Source organism: Bacillus cereus (assembly GCF_002561295.1).
GTDB lineage: Bacteria > Bacillota > Bacilli > Bacillales > Bacillaceae_G > Bacillus_A > Bacillus_A cereus_S.
Map to the genome: position 1 here is coordinate 6,412 of NZ_NTUG01000013.1, position 17,428 is coordinate 23,839.

Here is a 17,428-nt window from a genome sequence, read left to right on the forward strand (position 1 = left end):
TCTAAAGGGATTTTTATTTTATATACGTACAGCAGTACCGCTTACCGCAACCATTAACATACCATCGCGAACAACTTCGTAGTCTACATCAATGCCAACGATAGCGTTTGCACCTTTTTGCTGCGCAAGTTGTTTCATTTCTTCCATCGCAATATCACGAGCTTCTTTTAATTTACTTTCATATGCACCAGCACGGCCACCTACAACGTCACGAACAGAAGCAAATAAATCACGAACAATATTTGCACCCATAATCGCTTCACCATTTACAATATCAACGTACTCAATAATTTCTTTTCCTTGAATTCCAGATGTTGTTGTTACAATCATTACTGACACTCTCCTGTAATTTATAATTTTTTATTAACGTTTCTTATGGCTTTATTATTACATTGAAAAAGAAAATAAACTATCTTATAACCTTACAGAAATGTGACAGTTTTGTAAGGATTAATATATATCATTTTCCTATTAAACACTCGCTCTATCTTTTCGAATCTCAATTGCACGTAAACTATACAGGAACAATGCTATTCCTAACATTTTTTCATTATCAGATGCATTGGAACCGACTGTAATAGTAGGTACATTAAGACCCATAAATCTTTCGCTCCATTCTATCGGCATATACCCTTGCTTACCGATTGCGAGTGTGCGTCCGTCTATTGCACGAAGCGTACTTTGAATAAAATCAAACTCGACTTCAACATCGGACAACGTCGTTTCTTTATCCGTCATTAAAGAACCACGTATCGCGCCAAACCCTTGTATCATCTTTTCTTTAAACATACCAATTTGGTTATAATTCGAATCATAGATTACCCAATCATACCCATCCGCTTCCGTATGAAAATAAGCAAGAATTTCCCCGCTGCTCGTTTCTAATCCATACACATCTCTATTCCCTAAAAAAGGGATCACTGAAAACAGAATGTTAGATGAAACGATCTTTGTTCCCGCAATATATCCTCCATCAGGATGGTATAAACCAAATTGCGCATTCCGTTTCGGTAATTTTAATACGACGAACGTATCAACATCCCAAAACGTTACATTACTTTTCACCGAATTTTTCTCGATTGTATTTCCTTTTCGCAGTTGCCAAAATCCAATTCCGAGGAAAACAGCAGAAACAATCATAATAAAAATAACCTGTCCCCAATTCACCATTCCCCACGTTCCATATACACACCATAGTACATATAGAAAAATAACTGTTCCGATTAGAATTTTAAATCTCCCTTTCCGCTTATAATAATCAAATAATTCCATGTCTGCATCTCTACCCCTTATTTATATGTCTCAATTATTAATGTATCAAAAAGAGATGAAATTCCCTAGAAAAAAATGGATTCGATGAAATATCGAATCCATTTTTTCACCTTACGCTCTATTACGATGACATTTTATTCAACCTTTCCTGAGGTTGAATATTAGCTCTAACAAACAGTCCAGTGTATAAAAGGAATGTCCCCATTATTACAATGATACCAATGTAAACGGACATCATCGTAGGAGCCAAAAATGCACCAACGATAATAGTCATTCTTGCAAGTAAATCCGCACCAATATCTGATAGACCTGCAAAAGCTGAATACGATCCTCTTTTATCAGCCGGAATCATATTCGCTTGTTCCGCATTTCTGATTGGAGAGTAAACAAGTTCACCAACAGTAGCAATAAAATTAAAAATAACCAGTACGTACCAAGTGTTTGCAGATGTTACTGTCATATAGCCTATACCATAGAGCACAAGTCCGAAAAGTAACGCTTTTTTTCCACTTAAACGATCTGTAAATTTATTTACAATAAACGTTAAACATACTACTAAAAGCATATTTTGTATGTTAAGAATACTGAGCATCCTTACCCCCACTATTTCAAAGTTCCCAACGCTTATTGGATGAAATGTTTCGGAAAGTCGTACACCAATATAACTATTTAAAGTGAATTCTGCCGCAAATATGCAAGTGGATCCTATTACAACTTTTAAAAATGCTCTATCTTGAATCGCAACTTTATAGTTTTGAATGAGATCAAGCACGATATTTTCATGTTTTTTTTCTAGGCACTCTTTCACTTCTACAACTAGCCAAATTTTATAAGCAATCGGTAATATAGCAGAAACAAAAGTCAGTAATATAAACAGTTCTTTTTGGTGATTCGTGTATAAAAGCCCACCTAATGCTGCACCAATTGCCATAGAAAGATTCATAAGCCAATAGTCCATTGTATAAATAGCTTTTCGATTTTCTGGTGTCGTTGAGTCTATGATAATGGCGTGCATGGATGGGCGACCAAGACTGCTACATATGATAAAACCTACATAAGCGATTGCAAATAACAAAATCATCTTATCTGTAGGATATAAGCTTAAGGTCATGACTAAAAACATTACAGTACTAGAAGAAGAAGTTAACAATAAGATTTTCTTTCGTTGAAAGCGATCTGAAATGTAACCTCCGATTAAACTTGAGAAAAAACTTAAAATAACCGTTAAGATTAAAAATAATCCGGCCCATACTTTATTTATTTCTTGAGCAAAAAACAATGCCATAAAAGGCATTACTGCTGATGTAACAGCACGATTAAAAAACGATGTAATTAAGCGTACTTTTATGTTTTGCTCGAAGTCTTTCCAATTCATTGTATCTCCTCCCTTTGTCTAATGTTATATTAAACTAGACTTATCAAACTAAAAATGGACACATCAAGAAAAATATGTCCACTTATAGAAGGAGATAGGAAATGGATAAAAATTTATTGAATCTATGGCAATCATTTTCTTCAGGAAATATAAAAATAAAAGACCTAGCAGATTTTTTAAATGTAAGTACAAAGCAAACGGTGCGTTACTTACATAAATGGATGGATGAAGGTTGGCTAATTTTCACTTCTGGAAAAGGCAGAGGAAATATCTCCTCCCTTCAATGGTTAAAAAATATAGAACAAATCTACGAGTCACAAGTAATGGAAACGATGGATCAACAGCCTGTTGAAAAAAGCAGTAAATATTTACTATATAATTGGTCTCCAAACAGTAAACTACGCTTAATGACTAAGTTTCACTCAAAATTTGGTTATACACATAATTCGGATGATAAATTAATTATTCCTAGAAGAAAGCCCTTTTTAACAACACATCCGCTAGAAGCTTCAGATGTACATAGTGCACATATTGTCGCGAACGTTTTCAATCGCCTTGTTTATATGGATGAAAAAGGGAACATACTTCCGGAAATAGCTCACAGTTGGGATTTGACTCAATCTAAGCTTAGACTATATTTAAAAAAGTCTATAAAATTTCATGATGGATCCATCTTAACCGCGGATGACGTGAAACGATGTCTCTTAAAACTACGTAGCCATACATACTATAAAGACTTATGGGCACCAGTAGAAAAAATCGATATTGTATCACCATTAATAATTGACATACATTATCCAGATGGTTGTAGCTATTGTTTACAAATGTTATGTATGATCAATACAAGTATTTATAAAGAAAATAACGGATTAATTATAGGAACCGGTGGTTTTTATATAGGCGAGAATAACGAGGAGAAGACATCATTGATAGCATTTCATGATCATTTTCAAGAAAGACCTTTACTAGATACAGTAGAATTCATTCAGGTCCCTCTAGAATTTGATACGATTTATCAATCTTCCAAACACCATGAAAGCAATGCTACGTTTCAAGTAGAAAGGAATTCAGGTTTCGGTGTTATTATTATGAATGCTTGGCGTAATTCGTCAATTCAACATAAAGATGTTCGTAATTACTTGCATGATATTATCGTTAACCATATGAATCATATTCATGAATATGATTCTCAAAAAACCCCAAATATGAAAAGTTGCTTGAAGGACACAGATCATCAAATCAATATTCCAAAAAGAAAACGTCCCGAATTCAAAGAACCACTTATGATAAAAGCTACTCAGTATACAGAAACAACAACAAAATGGTTAATGAATGTCTTTAAAGAAGAAAATATACCTTTTCAAGTGAAATGGGTTCCTTTCGAAGACTATCTTAGGGATGAAAAACTTAATGAACAAGTTGATCTCTTTATCCATGGTGAAGTATTCGAAATGAATCAAGAGATATCATTTTATTATTTTCTAACAGCTAAATATTCGCCATTGGCTAAGATTTTAAAAACAAATAAAACATTAAAAAAGCTCCTCGCTACATATAAACATACACCTTTTGAGGAGTGGGCCACATTAAATAGAAATGTTGAAAAAGAACTGATAGAATCTTCTATTATGATTCCCTTATACTATGATACACGTCAAATACCTTTTTCATCAGATTTAACGAATATTAAGATGAAATATTTTGGATATGTAGATTTTTCTCAACTTTGGGTAAGGCCTTTCATTTAAAACTCACAAGAAATCCGATACACTTGTAACAATTATCACCCAATTTCATTCTTCTGATGCCAAAGATAAGATTATGGTTCTTTTTGTTTACGGCAAATTTATCGTTCAAAAAACAGAGTATATCTACTTATACGGATGGAAGTTACTTAATGAGATAATGCAGGAAATGAGGATTTACACTGTTAAAGGAATTCTAATATTAAAATGCCCAACTTTTCTACAAATGAAAATAGAGAAATTGGCTTTTTCATTACTTCATTTTGCTTTATGCGCAACTTTAAATCTGTCTGAAGTACCGTCGTTGCTGATGGTTTAAGTAAAGCCGTTTTCCTATTAGGGAAACGGCTTTTACTCCCCTTACTCAAACATTTACTTCAGTCCTATGTTCCTTACCCGTATTATGTTTTAAAGCAGTTCCTAATATAATTAGCATGCTTACGAATCCGATCCAAACGAGTACAGTAACAGGAGTGTTCTAAGTGAATCCTTTTCCGAAGAAGAATATGTCTCTAAGACCGTCTATCATAAATCGCATTGGCAACCAAGAGTAAATCCAATCTTGGTAAAATGGAGACATCATTTCAGGTGCTAGCGATAATAACGGTGCACCAAAGAAAAGTAACAGTGCGAATATACCTATTCCCTTTAATCCAACTAATGAAAGGACAGCCGAAATCATTAAGAAGAAACTAAAAGAAGTGATTGATAAAAATAAAGCCGTATCCGTGAAGTTCGAGATATTTAATCCTACCATTCCATCTGCAATCCATGTAAGACCAAATCCAACTACAAGTGCTACAACAGCTCCCATTAAAATTTGTTGTACTTTTATAATAAAGTTTTCTTTTCGGGTGCTGATCGGCATTTTGCTAATGGCAATAAAGATGATTGCTGCACTCGCTATACTCGCAATCCATAATGGCTGAAATAAGGAAATTGGCGAATTACCATTCGCACTATTTTTGCCAACCTCGTTTACATTTATCACTTTCTTCGTAATAGGTGTCACTAAATTTGAAACCTGTTCTACTGTCAAAGTAGTTCCTTTTGATTTAAACCCTTCTAGTAGTTGCGTACGAACATGATTGTTCATATTATCAACTACTCCATTTAATATTTGCCCTGCCATCGTTGATGCTGCCGTATTCATTCCCTGATTTATATATATTTGTACTTCAGACGAAGATGACTGTGGTGTTCGTAACGACGCTTGTTTGGCACTAAAGTCACTTGGAATTACCAATGCAGCGTAATACTTTCGATTATTTAAACCTTCTTGGACAGACTCCGCATTTTTCACTTCTACCCATTTAACGGCAGGTTCTTCATCCGTTTTTGATGATTTTTTAATCATATCAACAATGGTTTGCCCCATATTCAGTTTCGCTTGATTCGGGATTTCCACTCCTTGATCCTCATTCACAATTGCAATTGGCAAATTTTTCGGCTGAGGTTGAACAGATGGAAATAATGTTAATGAAAAAATAAAAACAACAGCCAACGCAATAATTGGTGATATAAGTAAAAGCTTGTTTTTGAACATATTCTTTTATCCTCCTTCAATTTGATTTATAATAACGAACAACGTGTTGTTTATTATTATTTTGAATTATATGTTTAGGTTAAATCTTATTCAATAATCAAAAATCGTTAATGTGTCGGTTATAAGACACATTTACAGAATGTGTTGGATAAAATTAAGGGGGCAATTATTTTGCGTGATAGTAATATGGATTTGCGGGTCGCTCGTACAAAAAATGCAATACGAAATGCATTGGTAGAATTAATTGAGGAAAAAGGGTTTGATGCGATTACGGTTAAAGATATTACAACGAAAGCAAACATAAATAGAGGTACTTTTTATGCGCACTATCAAGATAAATTTGATTTAATGGCGAAATGCCAAGAGGAAATTATGCAAGAAATGTCTAGCATTGCAAAAAAGAAATTCCCAGATGTTATCGCTGAACTTGGAACGAGCCCTTCACCAACAACACCTTTCACACTTGCTGTTTCCATTTTTGAATTTCTAAATGAAAACAGCGCTTTTATGAAAGCTGTATTAAGTCCAAAAGGAGATTTATCTTTCCAAACAAAGCTTAAAGATTTCATGTGGAGAACATTATTTGAAAATAACAAAGGCTCCCTCATTAATGAGGAAGATTTACTCGTTCCAGGCCAATATTTAGCTTCTTATATGGCATCTGCCCATATAGGGGTCGTTCAGCAATGGTTAAACAGTGGCCGGAAAGAAACGCCACAAGAAATGGCTCATATTTTATCAACCATAGCAGTTAATGGTCCTTTTTTCGCAGCTGGATTAAAGAAATAAACGCATCAAAAGGAAAAAATAAAGTGAAACTTTAATCAGCCCTCACCAATCGGGCTTTTACGGACAGTTCATCTCCCACCTAACTTCTTTAGAAAAGCGGAANNAGAGGCGCTTTTTGCCTCGTCCGAGGGAGCGAAACGGCTGGAGATTTTAGCCGCTAGAGCTGGACATTGCTTTCGCTGAATTTTGAGGTGGGAGTGTTACTGTCCGTTAATGCGGGATAAACTAACAAATTTATATTCGTTAATTCTTAGCAAAAAAATCATGTCTAGAATTTAGAATTCTAGACATGATGATGTAGGCTGAATTTATAAAGTAAGCTACTATTTATGAACCGTCATAATTACTCCGTCCATATTGTTCCCTGAAATTTCATAATACTGATTTACCGGGACATTAATGGTCGTATTGTTTGATACTTTATAATAAGAAACCGTATACTCTTTCCCCTCAACATTAGTTGAAATTTCCTTTTTTTCCTTCAAGAAATCTAAGTATTCTTCTAAAGTAAATTTCTTTTTTTGCATGATTGCACTATGAGGCAAACCGACGTAACGTATATGCCATGGCTCATATTGAATTCCTGTAATATTACTTTTATTTTTCGGATAGCGTAAGACAAAACCGTATTTCCATACATTGTCTTCAATCCATTTTCCTTCAGGGGCTTTCTCCATTTTCATTTGAGTAGACCCTACATCAAGTGATAGCCCTAAATTATGTTCACTATACCCTGCTGGCAATGCATAATCAGAACCCATTTTCTCATATAGATTCCTTTGTTCTTTAAAATCCCGATAACCGCTACTGATCAAAAAATGATGAACCCCTTCTTTTTCTGCAGCCTCTACAATCTTCAAAAACTTTTTCACAATATCTTTTGATAAATGAGTACTTCTATCAAGTACTACATACCCTCTTACTAATTCCGTATTTTGAAATACATTTATAATATCAGACTTTATGCTATCTTCCTGAACAGGATAATCTTTATTGACTAATAATAAATCACCTTTATAAATTTGTTCTTTTGTAATCTCTTTCTTTTCAGTATTCGTAGCGTTTACCTTATCACCTTTTTCTACGATTTTAACATCTACTCCATTTTGAAATAATGGTGCTATATAAATACCAACACCTACTGTGCACAATATAAAAAGAGAAATAAATACCCACTTTTTCATTCCTAGTTCCTCCTTAACCTAACTTACGTATAGGATAGAAAAAACTATTTAAATAAAAAGTGGGGTAAACTTTAAATTTTTATTAAATTATTAAATGAGATTCCACGCCATCTTCTTTCGGTAACCTCACTTCAAATATTGTTCGTATTACATTACTTTCTGCAGAAATCGTCCCATTATGCTGTTCCACAATGTTTTTCGCAATAAACAACCCAAGCCCTGTACTATCTTGCTGCTGAGTTCTTGCTTTGTCTCCTGTATAAAACATATCAAAAAGATACGGTAAATCTTCCTTTGGAATGCGATCTCCATAATTAATAATTTGTACGACAACTTTTCCATTATCAATATACCCGTTCATATCAACAAATTGTCCATCATATCCGTAGCGAATTGCATTCGTTAAAAGATTTTCAAATACTCTTGCCAATAATTTTCCATCTCCATTAATAGTTAACTGAGGATTCACATTCATTCTGGCTACTAAATCTTGTTTCTCTAATAACGGATATAATTCTTCCTCTAACTGTATAAGTAATTCACTTATATCAATTGGTCTTTTTTCCAACTTCAACATGCCATAGTTCATTCTTGTTATTTCAAATAACTCATCAATCAAGTTCTCGAGTCGTTGAGATTTCGTAAAAGCAATAGTAGAAAAATGTTTAATTTGTTCCCTCGTCAAATTCTCATCTTTAAGAATTAAATCTAAATAACCTAAAACAGATGTTAATGGTGTTCTTAAATCATGAGCCAGATTGACAATTAACTGATCTTTACTGCTTTCTGCAAAATCTCCTCTTTCTACTGCTTCTTTTAACTTTTCACTCGCTAGATTAATTTCGTGTGCGATATCCCGGAACTCGTCATTCGATGAAATATGAACTCGGTTTGTAAAATCACCGTTAGCAAGATGATGAATCCCATTAGAGATCTCATTAAAATACTTCAAATACGGTCTAGTAAGAAAGAAGAAAAACAAAATAGATAAAGGGATAAATATAATTAAAAAGAAATTAATATCTCCAATTTCTCTTATCGTTGAACGGAATTGAGCTAAAGGATCCTCATACCTAACCACCGTTTTATAGTAGAGCTGTAGCCCTTTGTAGATTATATACGTTACGCTACCCGCTAGTATCATACTTAACGTAAATAGTGCGATCATTTTTGAACGAAAGCTTCTTATCATTTTAGCCATTGAAAGTATAACCTACCCCCCAAACCGTTTTTATCAATTTATTCTTTCTTTTATCTTCTCCAAGTTTTTTCCTTAAGGTACGAATATGTACCATTACTGTGTTTCTACCTTCGTAATAATCTTCTGCCCATACTTGTTGAAAGATATTTTCCACACTGTATACTTTCTTCGGATGACTTGCTAATAAATATAAAATATCAAATTCTTTTGGAGTTAATTCAATTTGTTCTTCATATACACTAACTGTCCGTTGTTCAGGATAAATGACTACTCCACCGATTGCTAAAACTGATTTATTGTCCTCTGCTTTCGGTTGATTTAACATTAAAAATCGGCGTAATTGCGCATTTACACGGGCAACTAATTCAATCGGAGCGAAAGGTTTCGTCATATAATCATCTGCACCTATTACAAGTCCTGTCACCTTATCAAAATCTGATGTTTTTGCACTTAAGAAAATGATGGGCATATGATATTGTCCACGAATTTGACGTGTTACTTCATAACCGTCCATTTTAGGCATCATAATATCTAAAATCACCAAATCAATTGGTTGAGAGTGAATAACACGAATAGCTTCTTTTCCATCAGCTACTTTAATAACATGGTAGCCTTCTTTTTCTAAATGTATCGCAATTAAATCAGCAACTTCTGCCTCATCGTCAGCTATTAAAATTGAAATTCGATTCATTTTACTACACTCCTATATCATTCCGCTTCTATTTCACTGGCACTCTAAAAAACTTGTTCATTATATATTTTCATACACTCGATTTTATACTAGTCCGCTCTGCTTGTACAATAAGGAGATACAATCGAGATACGCGTAAAACTAGATCATAGTAATAGGGAATCTGGCTTCCAGTTTAGTTTTTTATATGGTCTCATTCTCCTATAGCCATCTTCATTCCACTTTCTCTTTCTCCTTCTTCTTCTGAAGCTCCTACTAATTTAAGCCCATCCGAAATTCCGAAAGTATTGGTTATATAATTATAGTCTTTTACATACTTGGACTTCGCTAATTGCTCTGCTTCTTTTGTGGTGAGATGCAGCGGATTAGGCATTTCTCCAGTTTCCCTTGCTCGTTTTCCTAATTTATCAAAATCAAGACCTAAAGTACCATCTGCACCCAGTTTTTTCCTTGCTGAATCAGCAGCTTTTTTTTGATGCATTTTGAATTGTGAATCCTGCCAGCACTAAATTGGTAACAATCAAAAAGACTACCATCAAAATTAATGATGTTCCTTTTCGTTTTTTCATACTGAGAATTGCTCGTTTTATAAAATTCATTTTTTCTAACCTCCTTGATAGTTTTTATTCTATATACACTATCTGGAGTTTATATGGAGTTATTCATGTACATATTTCTAACGGGTTCTGTTGCACAGTTTTGTAACATCAACATAGTCGAAGAAATGACGACTACATGTTACGGAGCTATTATTTGTATCAAGGGATTCATTCAACTTCAATTTTTGCATTCATCTGATTGAAAAATGAATACTTTTTTTAGTGCATAATAAAAAAATAAAAATTCTTGTCACAAAACTGGATTTTCTGGTTTCTCTATAATACAGGCAGCAAATGAGAGTGAGGTTTTAACTTACATGTTAACGATAAAAAATGAGGAGAGGCATGTTTCGGATGTGACATTTGAACAGTTGTTTAAACAATACTATGGTTACGTTGTAAAACAGATCCTATGGATTATCAAAAAACAAACAATCGCTGAAGAACTAGCACAAGAAGTGTTTTTACAATTATATCGTACCGATTGGAAAGCAATTGAAAACTTACCTGGATGGCTGATTAGATCTTCTACTTATGTAGCTTATAACTATTTACGATCTGAAAAACGACATCAAGCGAGAATAGATAAAACAATACAATATCATGAAGTACAACATACTTCATCGTTAGATGATGACTGGATAAGAAAAGAAGAAGTCACAAAGGTACAAACCGTACTAAGTAACATGAATGACCGAGATCGAACCATTTTATTAATGAAATTTTCTGGGTTTCAATATAAAGAAATTGCAGAAGTACTTCAAATTGACATAGCTTCTATTGGAACATTATTGGTACGAGCCAAAACAAAATTTCGCAAGATTTATAAACAAATGGAGGAGGCATAACAAATGACTTGTTATGATATGGGGTTAATTCAAGCATATATAGATAGAGAACTTCCTCGTGATACAAGGAAAAAATTCACACAACATTTAGAGACATGTGAAGTATGTCAAAAATCATTATTAGAAATTAGTAATCTAAACCAATGGGAAAATTCAATATTAGATGAAGAATCTATACATTCACCACAAGAAATCAACATTGATGTAGAACAAGCGTGGAAAACATTCGAAAGCCATGCCCAGTTGAACAATGTATCTGATATGAATCATAAAATAGAGAAGAAGAAAGGATTATTTACAAACATGAATAAAAAATCTAAACGTTTCATTTATACAGCGGTAGCTGCAACTGGACTTTTTACAACAGCAATGATTCCACAAGTACAAGTTGCTGCTACTAATGTTGCTTCCTATTTTTCTAATGAAGTTGCAAATGATAAGGTTGTAAATGAAGGAATAAAAGATGAAAATAGTGTCACACAAGATATGATGAAGAATGGTCAATTTATTCCTCTGGATGAAAAAATAACTGATCAAGGTGTTACTATACATTTGAAAGAATTATATGTTGCAGATTCACGTATATCCGTTCATTATAAACTGGAAAAAGCTGATGGTAGTTTAGTACCGTTTGAATTTGATACAAATGGATTAGATCTTAAAAGTGATGGTAAGGTAAACGGACAACAAGAAGAAAATCCTGAATATAATACGAAAGATGGTATGTTTTCGCAATTAGCATTTATTCAAGGGGCAGATAGTTTACCATTTGAATTAATGGCATCGGGAAAAAAATTGGAACATGTAGGCATTCGCGATAAAGACAAACCAGAAGGTGTTGTTACATTTGTTGAAGGGCCTGAAGGGAAAGGATCCTTTAAACAACCACTTACGATAAATGTAAATATAAATAAAATCGGAAAAGTAGCTGGATCTTGGAAAGGACAAATTCAAATTGATCCTACAAAATTGAAAAGTAAAACAAATTAAAATGAAAAAAAGAATAGAACAATGTGTATCCAATACGATGCTTATATGCTTCCTGGTTTTAATTACATTTATTTCGTACATTGTTTTCACCCTATCTTCTATTTATGAATTAGGTTCATAAAATCAATATGCGTAATTCTGATAAGAAAATAACTACTAAAAGGCGTACCCGTCTACATTTTAACGGTAATATAGGCTAAATAGCATACATCTTTTATTCACAAAAACATCTCAATAGAGTAAATCCTATTGGGATGTTTTAATGAAATGGATTTAACGGTATTTCACAGTATGCCTTATGACTTGTGTCAAAATAGGTATCTTTCTCATTTTTCTTCTATTCATCTACACACTTTGGACTTGCCAGTATCCAGAAATACCGAACTACCACTATCTTAAACTATGAGAAAGCTCCGTAAAGATAACCCCTAGCGCATAAGCACCCGCATCCGGATAACCTAAGCTTCTTTCACCAACTGTACCAGCTCGGCCCATTCGAGCAACGATTTCTTTTGTATATTCTGCTCCTTTAACAGCAGCCTCTGCTCCTTTTTCAAAAGCAGTCTTAAAGTCCACGCCAGCTTGAGCACTCTCTAGCCACGACTGTACACAAGGCGCAAGCGCATCTACAAGCGTTTTATCGCCTACTTCTGCTCCTCTTCCGAAAGAACGCTCACCGATAGACTGTATACCTTTCAGTGCCGCTTCTAACATTTCAGCAAACTCTGCAACTGTTAATTCCATTTTCCCGTCTATTGCCTTACCTGCCGCTCGGAAAGCACCGCCCCAAATTGGACCAGAAGCTCCGCCGCAATGTTCCATAATGACCATTGAGCACGCATCAAGGAATGTCCCGATATTTAAAGGCTCTTGATTCAAAATCGAGCTCCATTCACGCTTCAATTGTTTAAATCCTTTCGCGACGCTCATTCCGAAATCACCATCACCTGCATGTGTATCCAATTCACAGAACGGCACTTCATTCTTAATAATGATTTCACTCATTTTATCGACAAGATAAATCATATTATTTAATGAGACAACCTCATTCTTAATAACCGCGTGTTCTTCCGCTGTTTCTGCCTCAAAGGAAACAGACTTTTCTTCCCCTTTTTCTTCGATATCAACATATTCTACGCTCTCAACTGGTCCATCTACTTTAAATGCTGGTGTATTACATTCTTTCGATAGCAATGTTTTCAGCTCATCGTCTAGTTTCATGACAGTTAAAGATAGTCCAGCCATATCAATACTTGTCATGTAATTACCGACAAACGTTCTATTCATTCGTATATTTCTTTTGCTTAACTCTCTCGTAACTGCATTGTTAAACAGATACAGTTCTTGAAGCGGTGTACCACCGAAGCCATTTACTAAAACAGCAATTTCGGCATTATCATCTAATTTTAAATCTTTCACAAGGTCATTTGTCATGCGCGAAGCTAATTCGTCTGCAGACATAATTTTTTCACGTTTTCTACCTGGCTCTCCGTGAATACCCACGCCATATTCCATCTCATCTTCACCAAGTTTAAAAGTAGGTGATCCACTAGCTGGAACCGTACAAGAAGTTAGTACGAGACCAATTGTTCGAACATTTGCCACTGCTTTTTCCGCTACCGCTTTCACCTGCATTAAATCCATACCTGCTTCCGCTGCTGCACCGGCAATTTTATGCACTAATACTACCCCTGCAACGCCGCGGCGTCCTACTGTATAAAGACTATCTTCTACTGCAATATCATCATCTACACGAACATACTCGACTTCAATACCATCCTCTGTAGCTAAGTGCGCTCCATTTTTAAAGTTCATAATATCTCCGCTATAATTCTTAATAATAAGTAGCGTACCTTTTTTGCTAGCTGTCGCTTTAATCGCCTGATACACCTGAATTTGTGAAGGAGAAGCAAACACATCACCGCATACTGCCGCATCCAGCATTCCTTTCCCTACTAACCCTGCATGTGCCGGTTCATGTCCACTGCCGCCACCGCTAATTAAAGTGACTTTATTTTCATTCATTTCTTTTTTCTTGATTACTTTATACTTCTTTAACAACTCAAGTTCCGGATGAGCCATCACCATCCCATTGCACATCTCCATAACAAGCGTTTCAGGTTGATTTATAATTTTTTTCATTGTTATTCCTCCTCTATAAGCTTTGTTACATTCTTCATGAACCTATTAACAGCCACAATACATTCTCTTCTGCATTATGATATATTTGAAAGCGTATTCTTATTAACTATAGTAAGATGAAAGCGTTTTATGGTAAACGGACAAAATGAACGATTTGTCTAAAGACACCCACTTCATTTATAGATAGGATGTTACTATTATAAAAAACGAAAAAAGTTGTAGGGATGATTATAAATGACCTCTTCTATCATTTCCAAAAAAATTATAGCGAACTCGCTAAAACAATTAATGGAGACAGAGCCGTTTCATAAAATATCTGTGAGTGATATTATGGTAAATTGTCAAATGCGTAGGCAGACGTTTTATTATCACTTTAAAGATAAATTTGAATTGTTAGGCTGGATTTATAAAGAAGAAACGAAGGAAAATATTATGGATTTTCTTGATTATGAAAAATGGGAAACTATTTTCGATCTACTATTCCATTACTTTCACCAAAATCAAGGGTTCTACCGAAATGCATTTCAAGTAATTGAACAAAATTCATTTAATTATTATCTGTTTGAACATACGAAAAACTTATATATCAAAATTATTGATGAGCTATTAGTGGGCTGTAAATTAGACATTTCTGAGGTGAAAAAAGATACATTGGCCTCTTTTTATAGTCACGGCTTTGTTGGAACAATAAAAGATTGGATTGAAAATTATTGCACGATTGATCCGTCTATCATGTCTTCGCTCATAAAAAACATGATAAACAATCAATTAATCCTTTTACTACAGCAATCAGCAAACAAATCATAAGGTGGAAAAAACGATGAAAAAAATTATAAATGATGTTCAAAATATTGTTCAGGATATGTTACATGGCTTTTATTTTGAACATAGCGATAGAATATCTTATGAAAAAGAACACAACATCATTTATCAGAAAGACCTTGCCGAAACCAAGCAAGATGTCATTATCATAAGTGGCGGTGGTAGCGGACATGAACCAGCTGATATCGGTTATGTAGGAAAAGGTATGCTTTCAGCGGCAGTCAACGGCGAAATCTTCACTCCCCCGTCGCCAGAACAAATCGTAGCGGCAGTTCGCTCCGTGCCTAAGGACAAAAGCATCCTATTCATCATTAAAAACTTCAAAGCTGATGTGGAAAGCTTTTTAACTGCAGAATCTATTGCAAAAGAAGAAGGAAGACTGATTGATCATGTCATTGTGAGTGATGATGTTTCCATTGAAGACGATGCTTCCTTTAACAAAAGAAGACGAGGAGTAGCTGGTACCGTTTTTGTACATAAAATAATCGGAGCAGCCGCTCTTGAAGGATATTCTCTGGAGCAATTAACAGACATCGGTCATTCCGTCATTCGTAATCTGCATACATTAGGGGTCGCACTCTCTCCAGCAACCAACCCTTCCCAAAATGACGTTTCTTTTACACTGCAAAACAACGAGGTCTTTTACGGAGTCGGTATCCATGGAGAGAAAGGATATCGAAAAGAAGTCTTATCTTCTTCTGAGAAATTGGCGATTGAGCTAATGAATAAACTAAAAAGTATATACCGCTGGAAAAAAGGTGATACATTTGCCATCCTCATTAATGGATTAGGTGCTACCCCATTAATGGAACAATATATATTCACAAATGATATTCGCCGGTTATGTGAACTGGAAGGATTGGATATTAGGTTCGTAAAAGTCGGTACCCATCTAACTTCCTTAGATATGCAGGGTACCTCATTAAGCTTCTTAAAAATTGAAGATCCACTTTGGGAGAAATGGTTGAAAGCAAATGTTGAGGTGAGTAGCTGGTAACTGAAAAGGCGGCTGATGGGAATAGTCAGCCGCCTAAAATGGATATTAGTTAGCATATTTACAATTTATTTCTTCTCCATCACAGCAAAGTAATTCTCTTCATAATCCGCAAAGTTAAAAACTCTACCAGAAGGCATATTTACAATTTCTCCGACTGTGATATTGTGATTTACTAAGTTGCTACGTAATTCATCAAGGTTTTCCGTAAAAAACATTAAAGAAGGTGTACCAAGATTTAATCCAGGTGACATTTTAGCAACGAATTCCTTATTGTGCAAAATGATGCTTGTTTCTGCGCCTTTTGTTGGAGCAATTTCAATCCATCTCATTCCTTGCCCGTTATCTTCTTCAGCAACTACAGTAAACCCTACTTTTTCTGTCCAAAAATCCACTGCCTCATCTTGGTTATTTACATATAACATAATTTGACCAACTTTATGAATCATAGACTTCCCACTCCCTTATATGAGTAACTACCTAAGCCAAAGTTGACAAAACCAATGACAACTTAATAGATACGCCAACAAATAAAAACTTCCTTCTAAAATGTAAGTAGGAAATGATCAAGATAGCAGAGAATATTTACAACATATTTTTATAAGGGGGAATATCATTGCCAATTTCAAAAGATACTGCTAGTTACACGATTCGTACAGGAAGAGTGGAAGATTCCGAAGCAACTTTAGACATACAGAAATCCGTTGTTTCTGAAGGAAAGTTTCTCATTTCATTACCTGAAGAGTTTAAAAAAACGTCATCTGAGCAAAAAGAATGGGTACAGAACGTATTGGACAATGAAAGAGAAACATTACTTGTAGCTGAGAAAGATGGTGAAGTGATTGGTTGGATCGTATTTATGAACGAGAATAAAGAGCGATTGTCTCATACAGGCTCCTTTGGAATTATGATCAGTAAAAGTCACCGAGGACTAGGCATTGGGAAAATGCTACTACAAGCTTTACTAGACTGGGCAGAGAAAAATCCTCTTATTGAGAAAATAAGTTTAGGAGTTTTCTCAACAAATCATAACGCAATCTCTTTATACAAAAAAATGGGCTTCATTGAAGAAGGACGTAAAATAAAAGAATTTAAAATGAATGATAACGAATATGTAGATGATATTCTAATGTATAAACTCGTTTAGTAAGTGCCATGCAAAAAGGCCGTTCTCCTTGAAATGCGAGTTCGGCTTTTATAATGAATCTCCTTGTTCAATAACAAGGATTA

General features: G+C 34.6%; 15 protein-coding genes and 2 pseudogenes. 7 read left to right on the forward strand and 10 right to left on the reverse strand.

Annotated elements, in window-relative coordinates; genetic code table 11:
* Positions 1–18: 18 nt before the first annotated feature.
* The 3 genes from CN373_RS10475 to CN373_RS10485 all read right to left on the reverse strand — a co-directional run bounded on the left by CN373_RS10475 (position 19) and on the right by CN373_RS10485 (position 2,647).
* Positions 19–330, reverse strand: a complete 312-nt coding sequence (locus CN373_RS10475) for a heavy metal-binding domain-containing protein (RefSeq protein ID WP_000637519.1) — start codon at positions 328–330, stop codon at positions 19–21.
* 141 nt (positions 331–471) lie between these two features.
* Positions 472–1,272 (reverse strand): hypothetical protein, encoded by an 801-nt coding sequence (locus CN373_RS25155; RefSeq protein WP_000418477.1) that lies wholly within the window; start codon positions 1,270–1,272, stop codon positions 472–474.
* A 121-nt stretch (positions 1,273–1,393) separates the two neighbouring features.
* Positions 1,394–2,647: an MDR family MFS transporter gene (locus CN373_RS10485; RefSeq protein WP_001104060.1), complete on the reverse strand. Its 1,254-nt coding sequence runs from the start codon at positions 2,645–2,647 to the stop codon at positions 1,394–1,396.
* A 101-nt stretch (positions 2,648–2,748) separates the two neighbouring features.
* On the opposite strand from CN373_RS10485, the gene CN373_RS10490 reads away from it, so the two are divergent.
* Positions 2,749–4,395: an ABC transporter substrate-binding protein gene (locus CN373_RS10490; protein ID WP_098359262.1), complete on the forward strand. Its 1,647-nt coding sequence runs from the start codon at positions 2,749–2,751 to the stop codon at positions 4,393–4,395.
* Between the two features lie 361 nt (positions 4,396–4,756).
* On the opposite strand, the pseudogene CN373_RS10500 reads toward CN373_RS10490, so the two are convergent.
* Positions 4,757–5,938, reverse strand: a pseudogene (locus CN373_RS10500) (YhgE/Pip domain-containing protein).
* 171 nt (positions 5,939–6,109) lie between these two features.
* Here CN373_RS10500 and CN373_RS10505 point away from each other — a divergent pair.
* Positions 6,110–6,727, forward strand: coding sequence for a TetR/AcrR family transcriptional regulator (locus CN373_RS10505; protein WP_098359264.1), 618 nt, complete (start codon positions 6,110–6,112; stop codon positions 6,725–6,727).
* 323 nt (positions 6,728–7,050) lie between these two features.
* On the opposite strand, the gene vanY is transcribed toward CN373_RS10505, so the two are convergent.
* From vanY to CN373_RS10525, 4 genes and pseudogenes are all read right to left on the reverse strand, one after another.
* Positions 7,051–7,911, reverse strand: coding sequence for a VanY-A/VanY-F/VanY-M family D-Ala-D-Ala carboxypeptidase (gene vanY, locus CN373_RS10510; protein WP_098359265.1), 861 nt, complete (start codon positions 7,909–7,911; stop codon positions 7,051–7,053).
* An 82-nt stretch (positions 7,912–7,993) separates the two neighbouring features.
* Complete coding sequence (locus tag CN373_RS10515) at positions 7,994–9,112, reverse strand: HAMP domain-containing sensor histidine kinase (protein WP_098359266.1); 1,119 nt, start codon at positions 9,110–9,112, stop codon at positions 7,994–7,996.
* Positions 9,105–9,803 carry a response regulator transcription factor gene (locus CN373_RS10520; RefSeq protein ID WP_098359267.1) on the reverse strand — a complete coding sequence of 233 codons (699 nt, stop codon included), beginning with the start codon at positions 9,801–9,803 and terminating at the stop codon, positions 9,105–9,107. The genes CN373_RS10515 and CN373_RS10520 overlap by 8 nt, the downstream gene beginning before the upstream one ends.
* A 205-nt stretch (positions 9,804–10,008) precedes the next feature.
* Positions 10,009–10,402: pseudogene (locus CN373_RS10525) on the reverse strand (ABC transporter permease); the annotation flags it as partial.
* Positions 10,403–10,719: 317 nt separating this feature from the next.
* Here CN373_RS10525 and CN373_RS10530 point away from each other — a divergent pair.
* A complete protein-coding gene (locus tag CN373_RS10530) occupies positions 10,720–11,250 on the forward strand; it encodes an RNA polymerase sigma factor SigX (protein ID WP_000955707.1) in 531 nt (176 codons plus the stop codon).
* Between the two features lie 3 nt (positions 11,251–11,253).
* The gene (locus CN373_RS10535; protein WP_098359268.1) at positions 11,254–12,240 is read left to right on the forward strand and encodes a DUF4179 domain-containing protein; all 987 of its coding nucleotides are present in this window, start codon (positions 11,254–11,256) and stop codon (positions 12,238–12,240) included.
* A gap of 390 nt (positions 12,241–12,630) precedes the next feature.
* Here the strand turns inward: CN373_RS10535 and dhaK are convergent, their stop codons facing one another.
* Complete coding sequence (gene dhaK, locus CN373_RS10540) at positions 12,631–14,382, reverse strand: dihydroxyacetone kinase subunit DhaK (RefSeq protein ID WP_098359269.1); 1,752 nt, start codon at positions 14,380–14,382, stop codon at positions 12,631–12,633.
* Positions 14,383–14,616: 234 nt separating this feature from the next.
* On the opposite strand from dhaK, the gene dhaS reads away from it, so the two are divergent.
* Positions 14,617–15,189 carry a dihydroxyacetone kinase transcriptional activator DhaS gene (gene dhaS / locus CN373_RS10545; protein WP_000204206.1) on the forward strand — a complete coding sequence of 191 codons (573 nt, stop codon included), beginning with the start codon at positions 14,617–14,619 and terminating at the stop codon, positions 15,187–15,189.
* Between the two features lie 13 nt (positions 15,190–15,202).
* Positions 15,203–16,201 (forward strand): DhaKLM operon coactivator DhaQ, encoded by a 999-nt coding sequence (gene dhaQ, locus CN373_RS10550; protein ID WP_000720678.1) that lies wholly within the window; start codon positions 15,203–15,205, stop codon positions 16,199–16,201.
* Between the two features lie 65 nt (positions 16,202–16,266).
* Here dhaQ and CN373_RS10555 read toward each other — a convergent pair whose 3' ends face one another.
* On the reverse strand, positions 16,267–16,647 hold the full coding sequence (locus tag CN373_RS10555; protein ID WP_000581454.1) for a VOC family protein: 381 nt from the start codon (positions 16,645–16,647) through the stop codon (positions 16,267–16,269).
* 167 nt (positions 16,648–16,814) lie between these two features.
* Here CN373_RS10555 and CN373_RS10560 point away from each other — a divergent pair, with 167 nt between their 5' ends.
* Positions 16,815–17,345 carry a GNAT family N-acetyltransferase gene (locus CN373_RS10560; protein WP_001122844.1) on the forward strand — a complete coding sequence of 177 codons (531 nt, stop codon included), beginning with the start codon at positions 16,815–16,817 and terminating at the stop codon, positions 17,343–17,345.
* Positions 17,346–17,428: the final 83 nt, after the last annotated feature.

Coding starts and splice junctions, on each gene's coding strand:
- CN373_RS10475 (WP_000637519.1), bottom strand. CDS start 330: ATGATTGTAACAACAACATCTGGAATTCAAGGAAAAGAAATTATTGAG.
- CN373_RS25155 (WP_000418477.1), bottom strand. CDS start 1,272: ATGGAATTATTTGATTATTATAAGCGGAAAGGGAGATTTAAAATTCTA.
- CN373_RS10485 (WP_001104060.1), bottom strand. CDS start 2,647: ATGAATTGGAAAGACTTCGAGCAAAACATAAAAGTACGCTTAATTACA.
- CN373_RS10490 (WP_098359262.1), top strand. CDS start 2,749: ATGGATAAAAATTTATTGAATCTATGGCAATCATTTTCTTCAGGAAAT.
- vanY (WP_098359265.1), bottom strand. CDS start 7,911: ATGAAAAAGTGGGTATTTATTTCTCTTTTTATATTGTGCACAGTAGGT.
- CN373_RS10515 (WP_098359266.1), bottom strand. CDS start 9,112: ATGGCTAAAATGATAAGAAGCTTTCGTTCAAAAATGATCGCACTATTT.
- CN373_RS10520 (WP_098359267.1), bottom strand. CDS start 9,803: ATGAATCGAATTTCAATTTTAATAGCTGACGATGAGGCAGAAGTTGCT.
- CN373_RS10530 (WP_000955707.1), top strand. CDS start 10,720: ATGTTAACGATAAAAAATGAGGAGAGGCATGTTTCGGATGTGACATTT.
- CN373_RS10535 (WP_098359268.1), top strand. CDS start 11,254: ATGACTTGTTATGATATGGGGTTAATTCAAGCATATATAGATAGAGAA.
- dhaK (WP_098359269.1), bottom strand. CDS start 14,382: ATGAAAAAAATTATAAATCAACCTGAAACGCTTGTTATGGAGATGTGC.
- dhaS (WP_000204206.1), top strand. CDS start 14,617: ATGACCTCTTCTATCATTTCCAAAAAAATTATAGCGAACTCGCTAAAA.
- dhaQ (WP_000720678.1), top strand. CDS start 15,203: ATGAAAAAAATTATAAATGATGTTCAAAATATTGTTCAGGATATGTTA.
- CN373_RS10555 (WP_000581454.1), bottom strand. CDS start 16,647: ATGATTCATAAAGTTGGTCAAATTATGTTATATGTAAATAACCAAGAT.